This is a genomic window from Aurantibrevibacter litoralis (assembly GCF_034651555.1).
Classification (GTDB): Bacteria; Bacteroidota; Bacteroidia; order Flavobacteriales; family Flavobacteriaceae; genus Aurantibrevibacter; species Aurantibrevibacter litoralis.
The window spans coordinates 121743-143138 of the sequence record NZ_JAYEEQ010000002.1; the positions used below are offsets into that span (position 1 = coordinate 121743).

Consider the following 21396-nt stretch of genomic DNA (forward strand, 5'->3'; position numbering starts at 1 on the left):
AGGTTAGGAAATTACACCGGAACCAATTAGCTCGTCTTGGATATACCAAGCTACAAACTGCCCTTCGGTAATGGCCGATTGCTGCGCCTCGAAATCTACATAAAGTCCGCCCTCTACCCGATAAAGGGTGGCTTTTTGCAAAGGTTGTCGGTATCTAATTCGTGCCTGTACCTCTAGAGTTTCATCTACAGCTAAGGCCAAATCGGTACGCACCCAATGAAGTTCATCATGGGCTACAAAAAGTGTTTTCCGGTATAAACCCGGGTGATTTTTGCCCTGACCGGTGTATATCACATTCTCTTCTACATCGGTATCAATAACAAAGAGAGGTTCTTTGGTACCACCCACATCCAAACCCTTGCGTTGTCCTTTGGTAAAATAATGTGCACCTTGATGAGTACCGACTACTTTTCCGTCTGTTGGTTGGTACTCCGCTTTTCGGGATAAAAACGCTAACTCCTCGGCTTTGTTGCTAAATACATGCATCCCCTTCGGGTACTGGTCCCATGTAGTAGGGATCTCTACGATAACACCACTTTTTGGACTAAGTTTTTGCTGTAAAAAATCGGGTAGCCTAACTTTCCCTATAAAGCAAAGGCCTTGCGAATCCTTTTTATCTGCCGTAATTAATTGGTTTGCCGCTGCAATATTTCGCACCTCCGGCTTGCTAAGTTCTCCTAGCGGAAACAAACTTTTCGCAAGTTGTTCCTGAGAAAGCTGGCATAAAAAATAAGATTGATCTTTGTTATCATCAACCCCGGCAAGGAGCTGATAGGTTTCCGAACCGTCTGCATGCTTCAAAATCCCTTTCCGACAATAATGGCCGGTGGCTACATAATCTGCACCAAGTTGTAACGCCATTTTTAAAAAGACATCAAACTTTATCTCCCTATTGCACAACACATCCGGATTAGGCGTTCTTCCCTTTTCATACTCCCGAAACATATAATCTACAATCCGTTCTTTGTAAACGGCACTTAAGTCTACCGTTTGAAACGGGATACCTAATTTTTCGGCCACTATTAAGGCATCATTACTATCTTCTAACCATGGGCATTCTTTGGAAATTGTCACAGAATCATCATGCCAATTCTTCATAAAAAGGCCTATCACCTCATACCCCTGTTCTTTTAAAAGATAGGCCGCTACACTAGAATCTACACCTCCCGAGAGGCCAACTACCACTTTTTTCATCTGTACACAAAACTTCAAGCCTTTGATCAAGCTTTATTTGTATGGCTATTTTTTTTAAACGCCATTATGAGCCTTCATGATTTTAATTGCTACCACAAAAATATGAAATTTGATAATGCTGAAAGCTAGGAATTAAGAAGACCTTAGTATTTGGCGCAAAGCCATTTGCCATACACGGGAAAAGGAAATGTGGTTTCGAGAAAACATAGAAATAAATTGTAGCATTTGAAGCAACCCTGAGCACAAATTGTATCTTTACTTTATTATGCAATTTATTCCTTAAACTTTACGCTATTGGCGAACTAAACGAACCTTAAAATGAAACACTACATGCAACTCCTATTCACCAAAAACAGCAAAACGCAGAACATATTTTTTTTGTTATCATCTATTTTTTTGCTTTTCAGTGCTTGTACAAGCGACGATGGCCCGGACATTCCTATTCCATCAGACAATATCGTACAATTGATAGCGGATAATCCAAATTTTTCGCTTCTTGCCACCGCCTTGGAGCGTACTAATTTGGCTTCCACCTTGGCAACGCTTAGACCTATCACACTTTTAGCTCCCTCCAATACAGCCTTTACAACGTATTTTAACAGCATGGGTATTTCGGGGATTGATGACATTCCTACCGAAAATCTTCAACAACTTTTGTTACACCATGTATTGGAGGGGCAATTTGGTTCAACCGATTTTATTGGCTTTAAAACCGGTTATGTAACCACGTTGGCTAAAGGTATTTCACAAGATCGGAATCTGAATGTCTTTTTTAATGGAGACCAAGGTGTAAATAGCAGTGGTTCTGCCGTAATCTCGTTTAATGGTGGAGCCAAAATAACCCCTTCAGGTGCTAATAGACAGGCTTCTAATGGAATACTTCATCCGATTGATGCGGTAATTGACTTTGCCACAGTGGCCGATTTTATTGTATTGGATGAGAACTTAGCCGCCATGGAAGCAGCAATGAAGACTAGCGGTCAGCCCGATTTTATTTCCTTATTACAAACCTCAATTGAAGATGCTCCGGCGCCTTTCACCGTTTTCGTTCCTTTAAATTCTGCATTTCTATTGGTTCCGGCAACCACCGCAATGGAAGAATTAACGTCCATTCTAAACCACCATATTATACCGGATAGCAATATGGTCTCTCAATCCGTTACCAATAATTTGGTATCCCCGCCCACATTAGAAGGGGATTCCGTGCGGTTTTCAGTATCGGGTGCCGCCATTAGTCTTACAGACGGTTTAGGAAATCCAAATGTCGATTTAGTGGTTTTAAATTTACAAGCTTCTAACGGCGTTATTCATGTCACCAATAGGGTACTACTTCCTAATACGAATAATTAAAATCCTCCATCATAGAAACAATGACAAAAGTCGCCTTTCGGCGGCTTTTTTTGTATCCAAAACAGTCATCGCTTCTTAAAACGGTTTTAATTATGTTAAAGTTTTATTAAAATAAATAAACAAACGTAACCTTTTGAAGATTTATTAATCATATTGTTGAATGTTTTAATATATTCGTTAAACAACAATGATGTATTAATCATTAAAATCAAGTATTAACCGCATTTAAACCTAGAAAAATGAAAAAAATTATTAAAAATGGTACCCTTATCTTTGCGATGATCTTATCGCTATTCTTAATTTCGTGTAGTAGCGATGACAATGACCCTGCACCCCCTACAACGCCACCTTTTACAACGCCCCCACCCACCCCAGAACCCCCTGCTGAAACAGGTTCTAATATTGTGGAGTTAGCCTCGGCAACAGACGATTTAAGTTCGCTTGTAGCTGCATTAGTACAGGCCGATGCCGGCTTAGTAGAAGTACTGGAGGGTGATGGCCCTTTTACCGTATTTGCACCAACCAATGCCGCATTTATCGCATTGTTAGACGCTCTGGGAGATGATTTTAATTCTCTGGAAGATTTTGACACCGCCGAAGAAAAACAACTTTTAGCAGACGTACTTACGTATCATGTGGTCTCTGGTGCCGCTGCGCTATCTACTTCCTTAACCGACGGGCAGGAAATAGGAACGGTGCAGGGTGAAAATGTAACCGTAAGCTTAACAGGAGGCGTATTTATTCAGGATGCTACTGAAACCGATGCCGCAGTTACCGCCCCGGATGAGGAAGCTACCAACGGCGTGGTGCATATCATTGATAAAGTGTTATTACCTCAAGCTGTTTTAGATGCCCTAGCACCGCCGGCACAGGCAAATATTGTAGAAACTGCACAAAGTGTAGACGATTTAAGTGCATTGGTTGCGGCTCTCATTCAGGCAGATGCCGGTTTAGTGGAAGTATTAAGTGGCGAAGGTCCCTTTACGGTCTTTGCGCCAACCAATGACGCCTTTACCGCCTTATTGGATGTACTGGGGGATGATTTTAACTCCTTAGCTGATTTTGACACAGCTGCCGAGAAAGAATTATTAGCCAAAGTATTAACCTACCACGTGGTTTCCGGCGTTGCAGCACTTTCTACATCCTTAACTGATGGGCAAGAAATCCCTACTGTTCAAGGAGAGAACGTGACTGTGAATCTAACCGGAGGCGTATTCATAGGTGATGCAACTGAAGTTGACGCCCAAGTAATACAGGCAGATGTGGAAACCAGTAATGGAGTGGTACATGTGATTAATAAAGTTTTGGTACCACAGGAAGTATTGGATTTATTAGCGCCTCCTGCCACGCAAAATATAGTGGAAACAGCGCAGTCGGTACCTGCTTTAAGTCTTTTGGTTGATGCCCTTATACAAGCCGATGCCGGATTAGTTGAGGTCTTAAGTGGCGATGGTCCATTTACCGTATTTGCCCCTACCAATGAGGCATTTGCAGCCCTCCTAGATGAGTTAGGCCCTTCTTTCACAAGTTTAGCTGATTTTGATACCGCTGCCGAAAAAGAATTATTAGCCAAAGTATTAACCTACCATGTGGTTTCCGGCGCTGGAGCACTTTCTTCCTCTTTAACTGATGGCCAGGAATTTGCCACGGTACAGGGTGAAAATGTAACCGTTAATCTTACCGGAGGCGTATTCATAGGTGATGCAACTGAAGTTGACGCCCAAGTAATACAGGCGGACGTGGAAACCAGCAATGGTGTTGTGCATGTCGTTAATAAAGTACTCTTGCCACAAGAAGTACTGGATGCCTTATAAGAAAAGATAATTTCTTAGGTTGGTTGATGGGCTCCCCTACTGAGAATTTCTTCTTTGAAAAACTCTGGAGGGGAGTTCCCTTTTACAGCCGGGACTGTAAAGTAGGAAACAGCAACACTACGCACCACAGAAAAGATAGGTTTATCATACAAAAACAGCGTCTTTACAACTATTTGTTTTTTACGACTAGCGTTTAGCGCATCTTTGACATCCCAAATCTTACCAAACCAACCTATTGAAAAAGCTCCCGAATGCCATCAAACAGCAAACGGGAGCTTTTCTATTTATTTCGTAGGATCGATTTATTTCTTCTTCCCCAACTTCTTCTGTTCTTCGGCTTGTTCCATCATCTCCCGCATTTTACGTTGAAATTTGTTCTCCTTCTTGGGTTTTAACTTATTCTCTTGTATTTGCGCATGTATCTTCTTTTCATCCAAAATAAAATGTTTAATGGCCAACATGATAAAAATGGTAATGAGGTTAGATACAAAGTAATACAAACTTAACCCACTCGCAAAACTATTAAAGAAAAATAGCATCATTAAAGGCGACAGGTACATAATGAATTTCATGTTAGGCATACCCGGCTGGGTTTGCATATTCTGGCCTGTTGTCATCATCATATAAAAGAATATAGCTACCGACGCCAATATAGGAAACAAACTTACATGATCTCCATAGAAAGGTATGGTAAAGGGTAATTGCGCAATGGTATCATACGACGACAAATCGTCTGCCCAAAGAAATGATTTTTGACGTAACGCAAACGAAGTGGGAAAAAACATAAACAATGCATAAAATATGGGTAATTGCAATAGCGCAGGCACACAACCGCTCATGGGACTTACACCGGCCTTACCGTACAATTTCATAGTTTCTTGTTGTCGCTTCATAGCGTTCTCCTTGAATTTCTCATTAATTTCTGTAATTTCAGGCTTTAGCACCTTCATTTTGGCTTGCGATAAATACGATTTATACGTCACCGGAGACATAAGCAAACGCACTAGTATGGTCATGACCACAATGGCAATCCCATGCGGAATAAACGCACTTAAAAAGGTGAATAAAGGGGTAAAAATATAACGATTAATCCAACCAAAAATACCCCATCCAAAGGGGATAGAATCTTCTAAGCCTAATTGCTTGTACTGGGCCAACACTTTTACATCGGTAGGACCGTAATACCAATGCATTCCATACGCGATTTCGCCCCCTGCTGTTTTCAAAGGCACCAGAGATGCATATTCTTTGGTGTAGCCTGCTGTTTTACTTTCTTCCTTAACTAAGTTTACCGAATTTAAGGTACCCGTCTCAAAGGGTGTATTGGTGGCCAATATGGCACTAAAAAAATGCTGCCTATATGAAAGCCATTTAATATCGGTGCCTATTTCCTCGTCGTCGCTACCTTCAGATAACTTACTTATTTTACCGTCTTCGTGATTATATGTTAATCGCGTATACCTATTTTCGTATTGAATACTTTTTGAATGCCGTATCGCTTTTAACTTCCACTCCAGTTCTATGGGCTGATTGCTTTGAAAAACACCGTTTAAGCCTTCGGAACGAATTGTAAAATCGACCAAATACTCATTTGGTTTTATTTCGTATCGGTATTCTAAAAACTGATTAGGCGAAACTTTGGCCTTCATAGAGAGTACTTGGTTGTCTCCAGATTGGCTAAGCGATGGTTCAAAGAAAAGTTCCTGAGTTCGCAAAACACGATTATCTGAAGCAGTAAACGTAAGCCCAAAACTAGCGTTGCCGCCTTTTACCAAATACACCGGCACCGAATCATAGGTAGTATAGCCTTTCATTTTGGCTTCTATAATTTGACCGCCTTTGTTACTGATCACAAAATAGACTAACTCGTTCTCCAGTACGGTGTTGCCCTCTGTAGGCGGATTGTATCCAAAAGCACCTATACTGTTCTTATAGGTAGCCACGGCGATAGAATCATTGGGGTTTAGAATTTCTGGTGCTGCTTCCTTAACCACATTTTCATTTGCTGCCTTTTGTGCGGCATCTAGCTGCTCTTGCTGCACTCTTTTTGCCTCAATCTGCTCTGCAGTTGGTTGATTTTGGTAAAACATAAAAATGAGTATTCCAAAAATCAACGCAAAACCAATGATGGTATTGATGTCTAGTTTTTTCTCTTCCATTTACAATAATATTACAGCCTTATCCATTGGCGATATGTGGCGCATAGATGGGATTGGTTTTTCTGACGGCAAATATAAGTCCAATTCATGGGTTTATGACAAAGTGGCTTTAGTTTGCTTTTTTTTATGTAACAAGGCCGCTTTAACAAAACTTACAAATAACGGATGCGGATTGGCCACCGTGCTTTTATATTCCGGGTGAAATTGCACCCCCACAAACCATGGGTGCGAAGGCAATTCTATAATTTCTACCAATTTTGTATCCGCATTGATCCCCGAAAAAACCATCCCGGCAGCTTCCATCTGCTGCTTATAGTGGTTGTTAAATTCGTATCGATGTCTGTGACGTTCCGAAACATGCGTGTTTTTTTGATATACATTATAAGCCAAACTATCTTTTTTTACATCGCAGCTCCATGCCCCTAAGCGCATAGTTCCGCCTTTGTGTATTATCGATTTTTGAGCCTCCATAAGACCTATGACCGGATGCGCTGTTGCGGCATCCATTTCAGTAGAATTCGCCTCTTTTAAGTCCAACACATTGCGCGCAAATTCTATTACGGCCATTTGCATGCCCAAACAAATTCCCAAAAACGGAATTTCATGTTCCCTTGCATATTGTACTGCCTTTATCTTTCCTTCTATACCGCGTTCCCCAAAACCTGGAGCCACCAATATACCATCGAGGTCGCTCATCGATTTTTTTAAATTTTGATCTGTAATATATTCCGAATGAATTGGTTTTACTTTTACCCGAACTTCATTTTCTGCCCCGGCATGTATAAAAGATTCTAATATGGATTTGTACGAATCCTGAAGTTCTACATATTTTCCAATAAGTCCGATAGTTACCTCGCTTTTTGGGTTTTTATGCCGTGAAAGAAAAGCTTTCCATTGCGTTAAATCGGGTTGTTTGTCATTGGGTAATGCTAGTTTTTGAAGCGTAACGCTATCTAAGCCCTCTTCTTGCATGAGTACTGGCACGTCGTATATGGTAGATGCATCTATGGATTGTATAACAGCTTCGCGTTTTACATTACAGAACAAAGCTAATTTATCGCGAATATCACCAGAAATTTCATGCTCTGTGCGGCACACTAAGATGTCGGCTTTAATACCGCTTTCCATCAAGGTTTTAACCGAGTGTTGTGTCGGTTTTGTTTTTAACTCACCCGCAGCAGAAAGATAAGGAACTAATGTTAAATGAATTACAATACCATTATTATCGCCCAGTTCCCATAATAACTGCCGCACGGCTTCTATATACGGAAGCGATTCTATATCCCCTACGGTACCTCCAATTTCGGTAATCACAATATCGTATTCGCCGCTGTTTCCCAACAGCTGAACACGCTCCTTAATCTCATTGGTGATATGTGGCACTACCTGCACCGTTTTTCCCAGAAATTCGCCACGTCTTTCCTTTTCTATCACACTTTGGTAAATACGACCGGTAGTAACGTTATTGGCTTGCGATGTACGCACATTCAAAAATCGTTCGTAATGGCCTAAATCCAAATCGGTTTCAGCGCCATCATCGGTGACATAACATTCTCCATGTTCGTAAGGGTTTAATGTACCGGGATCTACATTAATGTAGGGATCTAATTTTTGAATGGTGGTTTTGTAACCGCGAGCTTGCAACAATTTGGCTAATGAGGCTGCAATAATTCCTTTTCCGAGCGAAGAAGTAACCCCTCCGGTTACAAAAATATATTTGGTTTGAGGCATTGGGCGTTGGGTAGGGTTCATAACGCAAGCAAAAATACAAATTGCAAACACATATCACCCTTAATCTAACGGAAAATCTTTTTGAATCTTTCGAATTAGGTATTCCAGCTCATTCACTTTAATTTCGAGCGTCGCTTTTAAGAGCTGTCCCAATTTCCCCTCCGGAAATCCCTGTCGCTGAAACCAAATTAAATAGGCCTCCGGCAAATCAACCAAATACCATCCTTTGAATTTCCCAAAGGGCATTTTGTAATGGGCTAGTTCTATTAATTTATTTTTATCGGGAAAAACATCCATTTTTTGCGCTAAAAAATTTACCTTTAAAGGTCATAATAATTTTTGAAATGAAACGAAGAACATTTATTGAATCTACAACAGTAGCCTCAGTGGGATTTTTGGCCACCGGTATTGCCTCGGGACAATCAACCGAAAAAACAGAAACAAAAGATCGCAAAGGCAACATTAATCACAGTGTATGTCGCTGGTGCTACAATAGTATTCCCATGGAAGATTTTCTTAAAAAACTAAATGAATTAGGCATTAAGGCTATGGACTTAACCGGACCGGAAGATTGGCCATTGATGAAAAAATACAATATTCACGCTTCCATGTGCTGGGGAGCGGGCATGGGAATAGAAAAGGGATGGAACGATCTCACCTTGCACGAAGAATTAATAAAAGACTACGCCCAAATGATTCCACGTGTGGCCGCCGAAGGCTATACCAATCTAATTTGTTTTAGTGGTAATCGCAATGGCATGGATGCTGGGGTTGGACTTAAAAATTGTGCCGAAGGATTAAAGAAAATTATGCCTCTTGCAGAAAAACATGGTGTTATTATTCAAATGGAACTGCTGAACTCTAAAGTAGATCATAAAGATTATATGTGCGATACCAGTGCATGGGGCGTTGCGTTGTGTAAAGAAATTGGTTCAGAAAATTTTAAGTTATTGTATGATATTTACCACATGCAGATTATGGAGGGCGATGTCATTAGAACCATAAAAGAAAATCATTCCTATTTTGGGCATTACCACACCGGCGGAAATCCGGGAAGGAATGAAATAAATGAAACACAAGAACTCTACTATCCGGCCATAATGAAAGCCATTTTAGAAACGGGATATAAAGGGTATGTAGCTCAAGAATTTATACCTACTTGGGAAGATAAAATCGCTTCTCTTGAAGAAGGCGTTGGTATCTGCGATGTATAAATCTATACTTGTGTAGTAACACAGTAACCACAGTCTCAAATGGCTGTGGTTTTTTTTTGAGTTTATGAGTTTTCCGGATACACAAAAATTTAAAAGGATAATGAAGCCTTGTCTTTTGTAACCAGCAGTTGCACCGTCCTACCCAAAATTAAAGCACGGTTATCTTTTTCATGCCCCGCGGGCATATTAAAGGCAACAGGGAAATCATAATCCGCTACCGCATCTAGGATGATTTCTTCTATGGTTCGGCCAAATTCCGTGGTATTTTTCCTTACTTTGGTAATATCGCCCACCACAATTCCCTTGCAATTTTCAAAATATCCGGCTCGTTTTAAACTTTGTAACATCCGATCTATGTGATAGGCATATTCGCCAATCTCTTCAATAAAAAGAATTTTTCCGGAAATATCTATGCTGGTATCAGAACCTAACATTGTATGCAGTAAGGTTAGATTACCTCCCACCAAAGGTCCCGAAACAGTACCGGGCTTGTTATAAGGAGAACCTTTTAAGGTATATGCCAAGGGCTCTCCAAAAATCGCATCCTTAAAGGTGTCTATCGTATATTGTATTTCTTCGGGATCATCGGATAAACTGGTACACATCATCGCATGTATTGTCTCTACACCAAGATTGTGAAACTGATTGTGCAACGCAGTGATATCCGAATACCCTAACAGCCATTTCGGATGTTGTTTTAGTTGCGTATAATCTAGTAGATCTAAAATGCGTACCGTGCCATATCCTCCTCGCGCACACCATATCGCTTTAATATTAGGATTATCCATGGCATTTTGAAAATCTTCAGCCCGTTCCGCATCTGTTCCTGCAAAGTGCCCATGTTGTTTAAAAACATGCTTGCCCACTACCACATGAAGCCCCCAACCTTTTAACAAAGCCTCCGCTTTTTGAATTTCTTCTTTTCTATTGTGCAACACTCCGGATGGCGCCACTATCGCAACGGTATCTCCAGGAACTAAACGATTCGGTTGGATCATATCCATAGACGGCAACGCAGAAGCCCTCATTTGTGCAAAAGTTGTGTCGGTTTTAAACCCAAAAAAACAGATGATTATCACGATGATTACGCTACTATTTTTCATAATTAAGTGTTTTTTTTGGAGGTGATTTGTCATTTAAAACGTCTAATTTAATTTATTCCGATGCTAATAGCAAATGTACTTTTTGTTCCCAAAGCAATTGATTCACCTTGTTTCTCGCGTAATTCGTTTCTTGATCGTAGGTGTTTTGAAACGCATTTAATTCCTTTATAATGGCAGTATATATAGTTTTCACTTCCTTCTTTACCTCCATAGAAAAACGCGTTTCCGAAAGTTGCTTTTTCATCTTACGTGCAAACACCTCCGCAATATCGAAATGTAGTTGTTCGTGTCCTAGAATAAGGGAATCGGCCAATGCCGGGTGGTACCACGATTTATCCGGATAGAAATACGCATCTACTGTATACGTTAAGTGCACCTCATCCTCATTTCTCATTTCCGCAGCGAATTGATATGAAATACCGCTTGCGGTCATGGCGGCCACAGCTTGCCTATCTTCAGGTATAGCCCTAAAATCACTCCATGCTAACTTTCGCTCGGAAGTCCATGGTATACCTTCGCTTTCCTGAGCAGACAACTGTCCGATGATCACGAAGATTGTCCAAAAAACAAGTGGTATTACCCTACCCAATTAAATTCGATTATTTTCTCTATCTGCGGATCCAAACTATACCATACCGGACAGGTTCTGGCGGTGTTTTCCAGCACTTTTCTATCTCTTTCAGAGATTGCTTCCGGAAGAAAAAGTGTCACTTCTATCTTGGAGATACGCCTAGGATCTGCTGCCATATGTTTCACCACTTCGGCCGTGGCGTTGGTTATATCCACGTCCAACCCTCTCGCTTTTATACCCATAGTGGTGAGCATGCAACTTGCTAAGGCTGTGGCCACAGTATCGGTAGGTGAAAACGCTTGTCCAAGTCCATTATTATCTACAGGGGCATCGGTAATAAAAGAATCGCCAGACCTTATATGTTCGCATGTGGTTCTTAAATTTCCAGTATAGGTTACTTTTGAAGTAGTCATAGGTTTTTATTTTGCTTCACTTAATTGCATGTCTTGAAGGGTTACTACATAAGTGGCCTTATTAAAATACCCGGAAACGCTATCTTTGGTGTAATTAAATTTATTACCGGAATACGCTGTTTCGCCTATGAATCGCGACGCTTCAAACAAATCGTTTTTATAGGCTAATTTTAATAATAGGTCGAGCATAATATCAAACCCTCTAACGGCATATCGATCGGGTTCTATTCCAAATCGTTTTTTATACAATTTCACAAAAGAGTCGTTAGATCCTTCCAAAAAGGTTGATGGATACGTAAAACGTAGATTGGACAAATGCGTAGAGGAAACCACATCATTATCAAATGCCCTATTTTTGTCTGTTGTAAACATTTTAATTTTTACCTCGGTGTTCATGGCCGAATTTAGAATGGAGCAGGCACTTGAGATTAAACTAAAATTATCCGTTTCCAAAAACACCCAGTTTTCCTTGTCGTTTGCCAAAAGATTGGTGAAATCCTGAATATTTATCGATAAATTGTCCTTTAAATGTACCAATTTAGCATTGGGGAAAGTGGCTAAAATTTGTTGCTGTGCGTCTTTGTGTTTTTCGTCGGCGATAATAATTACCTGTTCGGTTGTCCATTTATCACGAGCAAAATCCAAGACTCGTTCCCTTAACACAGCCTCAGAGGCTGAAGAAAAGAATACATTTTCTAGACTAATATCGCTTTTGGAAGACAAGGGTGCAATAACCGGCACATCATAACCTTCGGCTTTTACAGCTACTTCCTGCAAGGATTTTCCATCTAAGGGCCCAAAAATAGCACTGAGTTCGTTAAGCGACTCTTGGGCCAAAATGGTGCGTACTCTGGCCAAACTTAATTCGGTGTCCACGGTTTTTACATCTACGGAAACACCCAATTTTTTAATAGAATCTAGCGCCACCAAAGCCCCGGAATACAATCCTAAACTATATTTTAGGGCGTTGCTTGTTTCTAAGGTAGTTCTTGTGGCTTCGGTATCGGCTAAATTTAATTTATCTAACCGGAACGGTAATAAGATAAGTACTTTAGGTTTATTAAAAGGATTAATACTATCTGCCAAGTTAATCTTGTCCAGTATTAAGGCATTTTTCACCTCCAAGTCATTCGCTTTATCTTTGGGTAGTTTTAATACCATACCTGCTTTAAGTCCTGTTGCCAGCTCCGGATTAAGTTCTAAAAGTGCTGCGTAAGATATGCCCAAGGCACGTGTAAGCGAAAAAATAGTTTGCTTGGGTTTTACTTCATAAAATATAAAATTATCGGTGGTAATTTCTAGCTTCGGTGTTTTTTTAACAGGAAGTCTAATAACCATACCCTCTTGAAGTCCACGTTCCGCTACTTCCGGGTTTAGTTTTATGATCTCATCCGAAGTAACCCCAAACTCCTTTTGCATGGAATAAAAGGTTTGCTTTTTTGGAATGGTGTAGGAGTTGTATAATTGTACTTCTTGCTCTTTAAGGGTACTCCCCTTTAATTTAGGTAACCGTAGAATTTGCCCAAGACCTAAATAATTGCTGTTTTGCGCAAGTTCCGGATTCAACTTTAAAAGACTATCGATAGTTATACCATATTTATGGGCAATACTCCATCGTGTTTCTTTTTCTTGAACAGCATACGTTTCTAAATCGGCTTCATTTAGCACGTTTTCAGCCGTACGCACCGTTTTATATTTTGGGATTTTCAGGAGCATCCCCTTACTAAGCGGCTGGGCGTATAGTTCTCGATTATATTTCTTTAAGTCGTCTTCCCTAATCTCATAGCGTTTGGCAATACTGTATATGGTTTCCTTTTTGCGCACCTTGTGCGATCCAAAACCAATAGGTTCGTCTTGGGCTGTTGTTTCGGTGAACTTTTTGGTGTTTCTTGCCTCTTGCTTAGCTATCGGTGCATTTATAGCCGTAATTTGCCCCACAGGGATTACCAAAATCGTATTGGGAGTTATGACCGTGCCTTGTTTTATTTCTTTATTCTGAGAAAGAATACTGTAAGGCGTAACCCGATACTGTTTTGCGATACTTTCAAGGGTCTCTCCTTCTTTAACGGCATGACTGATGAATTGCTGGGCGGTTACCGTAGAAAAACAAAACCACAAACAGACCAGTGCTACTCTAGTAATAAACGTTATGTGCTGCATCTTTATTCCCATTCTATGGTTGCTGGAGGTTTTGAACTAATATCGTAAACAACCCGGTTAACTCCTTTCACCTTATTGATAATTTCATTAGATGTTTTTTGTAAAAACTCATAGGGTAAATTTACCCAATCGGCAGTCATCCCATCTGTGCTTTCTACAGCACGCAGGGCAACACATTTTTCATAGGTTCGCTCATCGCCCATCACACCCACACTTTGTACCGGCAAAAGCATAGCTCCGGCCTGCCAAACACTATCATATAATCCCCATTTTTTTAATCCATTGATAAATATAGCATCAACCTCTTGCAAAATGGCCACCTTTTCGGCAGTAATATCTCCGAGGATACGAATACCCAATCCCGGCCCAGGAAAAGGGTGTCGACCTAAAAGAGACGGCACTATTCCCATGCTCGCTCCCACACGTCTTACCTCATCTTTAAACAACATTTTTAATGGTTCTACTACTTTAAGTTTCATAAAATCGGGAAGTCCACCTACATTATGATGGCTTTTAATAGTGGCAGAAGGCCCTCCTGTAACCGAAATAGATTCTATTACATCGGGATAAATAGTGCCTTGCGCCAACCATTTTACATTCTGAACAAGATGTGCTTCGTGATCAAAAACCTCAATAAATACCCTCCCAATTATTTTTCGCTTTTTCTCCGGATCGCTTTCTCCTGCCAAAGCTTCCAAAAAGCGTGCCGAAGCATCTACACCCTTTACATTAAGTCCCATGTCTTTGTATTGGTGCAGCACGTCTTCAAACTCATTTTTTCGCAAAAGACCGTTGTTCACAAAAATACAATAGAGCTGTTTCCCGATGGCTTTATGTAATAACACAGCGGCCACGGAAGAATCTACGCCACCCGATAATCCCAGCACCACTTTGTCTTGACCTAATTGCTGCTGTAAAGCTGATACTGTGCTTTCTACAAAAGCGTCGGGAGTCCATGTCTGAGCCACTCCGGCTATCTTTACCAAAAAATTTTCCAATATTTTTTTTCCATCGGTAGTATGATAGACCTCTGGATGAAATTGAATGCCATAGGTGTCTTCCCCTTCAAATTTATACGCAGCATTCTCCACATCATCAGTGCTCGCCAAGCGAACGGTATGCTCAGGAAGTTCCTTTATGGTGTCGGCATGACTCATCCAAACCTGGCTACCTTCGGAAATATCCTCAAAAAAAAGATGGTTCTTATTGATATAAGAAAGGTTAGCCCTACCGTATTCTCTGTTATTAGACGCCGCCACCAAACCTCCGTTAAAATGCGCTAAATATTGTGCGCCGTAACAAACACCCAATAAGGGTTTAATACCTTTAATTTTTGAAAGATCGGGGTGCAGCGCCTTATCTGAACGTACCGAAAAAGGGGAACCGGAGAGTATCACCGCCTTATAGGAGGAGAGGTCTTCCGGCAAGTGGTTGAAGGGTTTTATTTCACAAAAAATCTGTAATTCGCGAACCCGCCTAGCAATGAGTTGGGTGTATTGCGAACCAAAATCTAAAATAAGGACGTTATTTTGCATGGGCAAAAATAGTAAAATGTAAATTTTGTTAAAGTATCTTTTAAGTATATTTACAAATATTCCGCAAAAAATAATCTCCATGAAGCGATCCGCACTTACCATTGCCTTATGCTTGCCCTTTATCTTAGTGGCTCAGACCGATGGTTGGTCCATTAGTGCTTCGAAAGTAGAAAAATATACAGGTATTGTCACTGCCAATGGACGCATTGGTATTCTTCCGGAGGACAAGCCTTTTCAAACCAAATCAATTATTCTTAATAACGTTTACGACAAGGAATCTCCACTTGGGGTAAGTAAAATTTTATTGGGGATGAATTTTGCCAATTTGGAGGTAGAAATTGATGGCGAAAGAATTACGGCGCAAAATGTAAAAGATTGGCAACAGGTTTTAGACATGAAAACCGCTGCTTTTACGACTTCTTTTACCTTTAAAGACAAAGCAAAGGTTACGTACACTATATATGCGCTTCGCAACATTCCTTATGCAGGTTATGTAGATATTAAAGTGGTTCCATTAAAGCCAATTTTACTGAAGGCAGCCGGTAAAATAAGTACGCCTGAAGAGTATGTAGATCCTATAAGCACCTTTCGGGTATTAGAAGATTTAGAGACCACAATGCCCATACTACAAACCGTGGCAAAAAGTAGACTCCAAAGACATACGGTGGCCACATCTGCCACGTTTATTTGGCATGCGATTAATTCTACAAGAGAACATCAGAGGCCCAAATTAGTGCACGAAAAGGCATCAGCCTACGACCATAGATTGGTTTTTGAGATGGGTTTAAAAAAGGACGAAGTTTTTGAATTTGCTTGGACGGGAGCCGAGTGTACTACACAGGATTTTGCCGACCCCCAAACGGAATCGGAACGTTTTGTGATCTTTAATTTATTAACCCCAAGAGAAGCACTTTTAGAACAACACAAAAAATTATGGAACACCCTCTGGGAAGGCGATATTGAAATTGAAGGTAATCTTCAGGATCAATTGGATGTGCGCTTGGCCCTATACCACTTGTACGCTTTTTCGCGAGGCGACTCCAATTTAAGTATAGCCCCTATGGGGTTATCTTCCCAGAATTATAACGGACATATTTTCTGGGATACCGAGTTATGGATGTTTCCTCCATTACTCCTATTAAATCAGGACATTGCCCGTTCTTTGGTAAATTACCGTTCTGATCGTTTGGAAAAGGCAAAGGAAAAAGCCATCAATTTTGGCTATAAAGGAGCCATGTTTCCTTGGGAAAGTGATGATACCGGAGAAGAAGCAACTCCGGCATGGGCCTTAACGGGTACTTTTGAGCATCATATAACGGCCGATGTCTCCATTGCCTTTTGGAATTATTACCGGGTAACTAAAAATTTGGATTGGCTTACTCAAAAAGGCTATCCTTTAATGAAGGAGGTGGCGGACTATTGGGTAAGCCGAAGTACCAAAAATACAGACGGAAGTTATTCCATTAAAAATGTAGTAGGTGCCAATGAATTTGCGCCAAATGTAGATGACAATGCCTTTACCAACGGTTCTGCCATTACGGCACTCCAATTTGCAACGTTGGCCGCAAAAGAGGTTGGTGAAACGCCCAATCCGCATTGGAATGAATTGGCTTCTAATATCGTTATTTTAAAATTTTCGGATGGCACTACCAAAGAACATCAAAACTACGCCGGTGAACGCATAAAACAGGCCGATGTTAACTTGCTTACCTATCCATTGACCATAATTAACGACAAAGAAACCGTTTTAAAAGACCTTCACTATTATGAACCCAAACTGGCTGAAGAAGGCCCCGCTATGGGACAATCTGTTTTTGCTGTAATTTATGCCCGTCTTGGCAATGCTAAGGAGGCGTACCGCCTGTACAAACGAAGTTATGAACCCAATAAGCGCCCTCCTTTCGGAGCTTTAGCAGAAGCAGCAACCAGTGATAACCCCTATTTTGCCACAGGTGCCGGTGGCATGCTACAAGTGGTACTGTTTGGTTTCGGTGGATTGGATATTACAGAGGAAGGCATCGTTCAAAAAAATCCGATTTTGCCTGAAGCATGGAAATCGCTCACCTTAAAAGGAGTAGGACCTAATAAGCAAACTTTCGTCATTAAATAACAAAAGCCCGGGAACCAACCGGGCTTTTAACTAAAAATCAAACCAACCAAACAAATTAATAATTCAATATCCCGTTGTGCATTTAGCTTATTTAGTACCTATTTAATCCTAAAATCTTCATTAGTTGCCTCGATCCTGAAGGAAGTAATGACGATTTCTTCGATGTATCCTTTAAGGCATGGCAAAACTTAAGGAATCAAAGAAAAATGAACAACGGGTTTCAATAGTATTTCTTTTTCACAGCAATTTTATTATAGAACAACTTCATTCTAAAAAACCCTACCTCAATTTATAATTTTTTACCTTTATACAAAATAAGTGGCAATGCAAGACCAAAGGCTACAGGAGGTAAAAGAGGCGTTACAGCAAAGCCTACATCAAAAAACCCATCCCTTTCGCTTTATGGCACTGGGCACTGTGGATGCACATAATGCTCCGAGCTTGAGAACAGTAGTGCTTCGAGACATTTCAGAACATTTCAACCTTATCTTCTACACTGACATGCGAACCGAAAAAATTCGTCATATCAAAAAAAACAACAAGGTTTCCCTGCTGCTGTACAACCCCGATACCTTTCTGCAATTAAAAATAGACGGAATAGCGCATATCCATAACGCAATGGAATCTCATAAGGCTATTTGGGAGACTATGCACGCGAACGCCAAGCGAGATTATACCGCAGCCTTGCCACCGGGCGCTCCTTTGGATACAGATACTGAATTGACTTTTTTGACAGATAAAAATTATTTCTGTAGTGTGGAAGTGGCTCCCTACAGCATCGATTACTTAAAACTACAAAAACCGCATCATCTAAGAATTCGTTTCACAAAAACAAAAGAGATGTGGCAAAGTGCTATTGTAGTACCCTAGGCACTATCTTTAGGCCATGCTATTCAATATATCTTTAATATCCTTTTCTGTAGTATCCGGATTTATAAAACAAAATCGGGACACCGTTTCGGACACCCCATTAGTGTTCCATTTGGTGGGGGTTACCAAACAAAATCCGTCGCGATGATTTCTGTAGGTCCAATTTCGGTAATCTTCCGGAGACCAACCTATTCTACGAAAAAGCACACAGGACAAACTGGGTTTGCGCACTAATTCTAATTGGGGATTTTGATCGATAAATGATCCTGCCATTTCGGCTAATTGTATTCCTCTTTCTACTGCGGCACTGTACAAATCGGTTCCGTGCATCGCCAAAGAAAACCATAAGGGAAGCCCACGAACCCTTCTGGTGAGTTGAATTTGATAATCTGCCGGATTAAAACCATGCGCACCATCATCACTAAAAATATCGAGATAGGAACCGTGCTGGGCATGCGCTTCCTTGGCCAGTTTTGGTTCTTTATAAATAACCGCACCACAATCGTAGGGTGAAAACAACCACTTGTGTGGATCTATGGTAACACTATCTGCCCTTTCGATACCATTAAAAAGATGGCGTACCGAGGGTGCTGCTAGGGCACCGCCGCCATAGGCCGCATCGACATGAAACCACAACTTTTCTTCCTCACATACATTCGCAATCCCGGATAAATCGTCGATAATGCCTGCGTTGGTTGTACCACCCGTACCGACCACTGCAAAAAGGCGCTTGCGTTGTGTAGGCTCTAATTGTTGTATTTTTAAACGCAAATCGGTTTCGGTCATGCGTTCTTCTGTTTCTACCAACTCCACATCGGCATCAATAACCTTTGCCATGGCCTTAATGGAGGAGTGCGCCCCGCTTGAGGTTAAAATAAGGGCTTTCACACCCACGTGATCCGGGTTTTTGCGCCAGTTTTCTCGAGCGGTTACCATAGCTGATAAATTGGCTGCCGTGCCCCCACTGGTAAAAACCCCAAACGTGCCTTTGGGCATTCCGGTAAGCGATACCAACCAATGCATGGCTTCATTTTCTGCAAAAATGCCCCCTGCACCTTCCATCCAATACGCCCCGTGTATACTAGAGGCCGATGTTACCAAATCGAACATAATAGCCGCCCTTGTAGGTGCAGCCGGAACAAAGGCAAGATGGCGGGGATGGTCTATGGGTACTGTGGCTTTTACCAAAACATCTTTAAATAATTGAAAGGCATTTTCCCCGCCAATTCCTTTTGGGGTTATGGTTTCCCCTACGAGTTCTTTTAGTTCTTCTTCCCGTTTGGGGCGACCCAATTCCGGTGCCGTACTGGTTATTCGGTGAATGGCATATTTCATGACATCTAATGTCATTTCTATAAGACCCATGTCGATATTATGCATATAGAAAAATTTAATCTAAAAGTACCAAAAATAGGATGCGAAGTTGCAAACCGATGTCAAATTTCCATACAAGCAGGGTCTAGTGCCCTTTTAATACTAAAAAATGAAAGTCTAGAGGGTTTAATTTGGCGCTTAAAAAAGGAATTAAGTCGTCTCCCCATTCCATGAATAACTCCGAAAAATTGAGGTTTCGTTCCTGAAGAGATCCATTGGGAAACAATTCGTTTTGAATAGCGATAATTCGTTCTACATGATCGTTCAGTTTTCTTTTCTGGGCCTTTAACAGTCTTTTTTCCAGCAACGCTAAGCCCTTTAGTTGTTTTGCTTCCTGAGCTTTTACAGCGCCTAAAAACGATTTGTCTGTTTGAGAGGCAAGATCGTACAGTTGTTTAAATTGTTGCTCAAGATGTTTTTTTTGCGGCGTAAAATCGATCTTTATTTTTGAAATTTCTCGAACTTTTTTACGGATCAACTCATCCTGACTGAGAAACAAATCTGAAACATGCAAATTCAATTTTTCTATTTTCTTTTGTTGCTTCGGATGAATGACCAAAGCCGAATTTCGAAGCAATAGAATGGGAAATGGAACTTTTTCGGCATCAAAATACGATTTTAATAATAGCCAATAGGCAATTTCCCCACCACCACCAATATAACAGAGGTTGGGTAAAATTACCTCCTGATAGAGCGGTCTGGTAATGACATTGGGTGAAAATCGCTCGGGATAATCTTGCAACTCCCCAAGGATTGCTTCCTCTGTAAATTTCTGATCGGTATCGTTGATATAAAAAATACCGTCTTGTGCTACAATGCGCTCCCGAACATTGTTTTTTAGGTAAAAATAATTAATCGCTCTAGGGTTCACTTGGGCCGTATAGCGCCCATCAATCGCCGACAAGGTGTCAATGGTTTTGCGTACCTCGGTATGTGCTGTGCTTTGTAACAAATCTTGCGTTACATAAGGTACTAACAACTGTTTCAATTCTTTGTCATCGGCATCAAGAATTACCAACCCATAATCCCCAAATAATGCATTTGCTAAAAAACGAGTGGCGTCGGCCAAGGTATCGTGTTCTAAATACGCCTTTCGGAAGAGTTCTTTTAATTTTTCTGCATGCATTCCCTTTCCCAATTCCTTTGAAAATGTGTGCCAAAGAATATCTAAACCTTCGGTATCCAAGCGACCAACTGCGCCGGATACTTTTTTGTTCCATCGCAATTTTTTACCGTTAAGATTAAAGTAATTGATTTCCTCAAAATCATGATCTTCAGTAGCCATCCAATAAACTGGAACGAAATTATTTTCGGGGTACCTATTTTTTAAATCCTTGGCAAGATTGATCGTCGAAATAATTTTATATAAAAAATACAGAGGTCCAGTGAACAAATTTAATTGATGTCCTGTAACCACCGTAAAGGTGTTTTCGGATGATAGAAGCGAAATTTGAGCTTCTGTAGCTTTGCTTTTAGCTATGTTTTGATATTGCCTTTGCAATACACCACACAAAACAGCTCTATTTTTTATGGGATAGCTAACGCGTTTCTCAACAATTTGCTGCTTAAAATTCTCTAGGTTGGGATATCTGTGGTACAAGGACCGTAGTGCCTCCTTTTGTTCTACATACTCACAAATAAGAGGGCTAAAATACCCTGTATCTTTAAACGGCAAACAGTCTACTTCCATAAAGGCCTACTAAAATATGCGTAAAGATAAAATTCCTTGTTGTTTCAATTCCTAAAAATAAGTTAAGAAGTATAATAGGCCGAAAAAGAAAAAAAAGAAAAACGCAGC

The 21396-nt window shown here is 40.7% G+C and carries 16 protein-coding genes; 5 read left to right on the top strand and 11 right to left on the bottom strand.

The features are described 5' to 3' along the window. Positions 1 to 3: 3 nt before the first annotated feature. Positions 4 to 1194, bottom strand: a complete 1191-nt coding sequence (mnmA, locus tag U1E44_RS02625; protein WP_322929431.1) for a tRNA 2-thiouridine(34) synthase MnmA — start codon at positions 1192 to 1194, stop codon at positions 4 to 6. A 318-nt stretch (positions 1195 to 1512) separates the two neighbouring features. Here mnmA and U1E44_RS02630 point away from each other — a divergent pair, with 318 nt between their 5' ends. Together U1E44_RS02630 and U1E44_RS02635 are read left to right on the top strand one after the other, a co-directional pair. Then, a complete protein-coding gene (locus tag U1E44_RS02630; RefSeq protein ID WP_322929433.1) occupies positions 1513 to 2544 on the top strand; it encodes a fasciclin domain-containing protein in 1032 nt (343 codons plus the stop codon). A 239-nt stretch (positions 2545 to 2783) separates the two neighbouring features. Continuing rightward, the gene (locus U1E44_RS02635; protein ID WP_322929434.1) at positions 2784 to 4358 is read left to right on the top strand and encodes a fasciclin domain-containing protein; all 1575 of its coding nucleotides are present in this window, start codon (positions 2784 to 2786) and stop codon (positions 4356 to 4358) included. 302 nt (positions 4359 to 4660) lie between these two features. Here U1E44_RS02635 and yidC read toward each other — a convergent pair whose 3' ends face one another. The 3 genes from yidC to U1E44_RS02650 all read right to left on the bottom strand — a co-directional run bounded on the left by yidC (position 4661) and on the right by U1E44_RS02650 (position 8545). Further along, on the bottom strand, positions 4661 to 6517 hold the full coding sequence (yidC, locus tag U1E44_RS02640) for a membrane protein insertase YidC (RefSeq protein ID WP_322929436.1): 1857 nt from the start codon (positions 6515 to 6517) through the stop codon (positions 4661 to 4663). 93 nt (positions 6518 to 6610) lie between these two features. Beyond that, positions 6611 to 8248 carry a CTP synthase gene (locus tag U1E44_RS02645; protein WP_322929438.1) on the bottom strand — a complete coding sequence of 546 codons (1638 nt, stop codon included), beginning with the start codon at positions 8246 to 8248 and terminating at the stop codon, positions 6611 to 6613. Between the two features lie 60 nt (positions 8249 to 8308). Continuing rightward, positions 8309 to 8545: a DUF3820 family protein gene (locus tag U1E44_RS02650; protein ID WP_322929439.1), complete on the bottom strand. Its 237-nt coding sequence runs from the start codon at positions 8543 to 8545 to the stop codon at positions 8309 to 8311. 47 nt (positions 8546 to 8592) lie between these two features. Between U1E44_RS02650 and U1E44_RS02655 the strand changes: the two genes are divergently transcribed. Continuing rightward, a complete protein-coding gene (locus tag U1E44_RS02655; RefSeq protein WP_322929440.1) occupies positions 8593 to 9462 on the top strand; it encodes a hydroxypyruvate isomerase family protein in 870 nt (289 codons plus the stop codon). Positions 9463 to 9551: 89 nt separating this feature from the next. Here the strand turns inward: U1E44_RS02655 and U1E44_RS02660 are convergent, their stop codons facing one another. Genes U1E44_RS02660 through guaA form a run of 5 tightly spaced genes read right to left on the bottom strand, consistent with a single transcriptional unit; the run spans position 9552 to position 15244 of the window. Beyond that, entirely contained in the window at positions 9552 to 10565 is a 1014-nt protein-coding gene (locus U1E44_RS02660) for a S66 peptidase family protein (RefSeq protein WP_322929441.1), read from the bottom strand. 52 nt (positions 10566 to 10617) lie between these two features. Next, the gene (locus U1E44_RS02665; protein ID WP_322929443.1) at positions 10618 to 11154 is read right to left on the bottom strand and encodes a DUF922 domain-containing protein; all 537 of its coding nucleotides are present in this window, start codon (positions 11152 to 11154) and stop codon (positions 10618 to 10620) included. Beyond that, positions 11142 to 11549: an OsmC family protein gene (locus U1E44_RS02670; RefSeq protein ID WP_322929444.1), complete on the bottom strand. Its 408-nt coding sequence runs from the start codon at positions 11547 to 11549 to the stop codon at positions 11142 to 11144. Before U1E44_RS02670 ends, U1E44_RS02665 begins: the two co-directional genes overlap by 13 nt. 6 nt (positions 11550 to 11555) lie before the next feature. Next, positions 11556 to 13709 carry a LysM peptidoglycan-binding domain-containing protein gene (locus tag U1E44_RS02675; protein ID WP_322929445.1) on the bottom strand — a complete coding sequence of 718 codons (2154 nt, stop codon included), beginning with the start codon at positions 13707 to 13709 and terminating at the stop codon, positions 11556 to 11558. Positions 13710 to 13711: 2 nt separating this feature from the next. Further along, a complete protein-coding gene (gene guaA / locus U1E44_RS02680; protein ID WP_322929447.1) occupies positions 13712 to 15244 on the bottom strand; it encodes a glutamine-hydrolyzing GMP synthase in 1533 nt (510 codons plus the stop codon). Between the two features lie 79 nt (positions 15245 to 15323). On the opposite strand from guaA, the gene U1E44_RS02685 reads away from it, so the two are divergent. Further along, positions 15324 to 17354, top strand: a complete 2031-nt coding sequence (locus tag U1E44_RS02685; protein WP_322929448.1) for a glycoside hydrolase family 65 protein — start codon at positions 15324 to 15326, stop codon at positions 17352 to 17354. Positions 17355 to 17678: 324 nt separating this feature from the next. After that, positions 17679 to 18224, top strand: a complete 546-nt coding sequence (locus U1E44_RS02690; RefSeq protein ID WP_322929449.1) for a pyridoxamine 5'-phosphate oxidase family protein — start codon at positions 17679 to 17681, stop codon at positions 18222 to 18224. A gap of 9 nt (positions 18225 to 18233) precedes the next feature. Here U1E44_RS02690 and U1E44_RS02695 read toward each other — a convergent pair whose 3' ends face one another. Then, positions 18234 to 19604 carry a pyridoxal phosphate-dependent decarboxylase family protein gene (locus U1E44_RS02695; RefSeq protein WP_322929450.1) on the bottom strand — a complete coding sequence of 457 codons (1371 nt, stop codon included), beginning with the start codon at positions 19602 to 19604 and terminating at the stop codon, positions 18234 to 18236. A 79-nt stretch (positions 19605 to 19683) separates the two neighbouring features. Continuing rightward, a complete protein-coding gene (gene bshC, locus U1E44_RS02700) occupies positions 19684 to 21288 on the bottom strand; it encodes a bacillithiol biosynthesis cysteine-adding enzyme BshC (RefSeq protein WP_322929451.1) in 1605 nt (534 codons plus the stop codon). Positions 21289 to 21396: the final 108 nt, after the last annotated feature.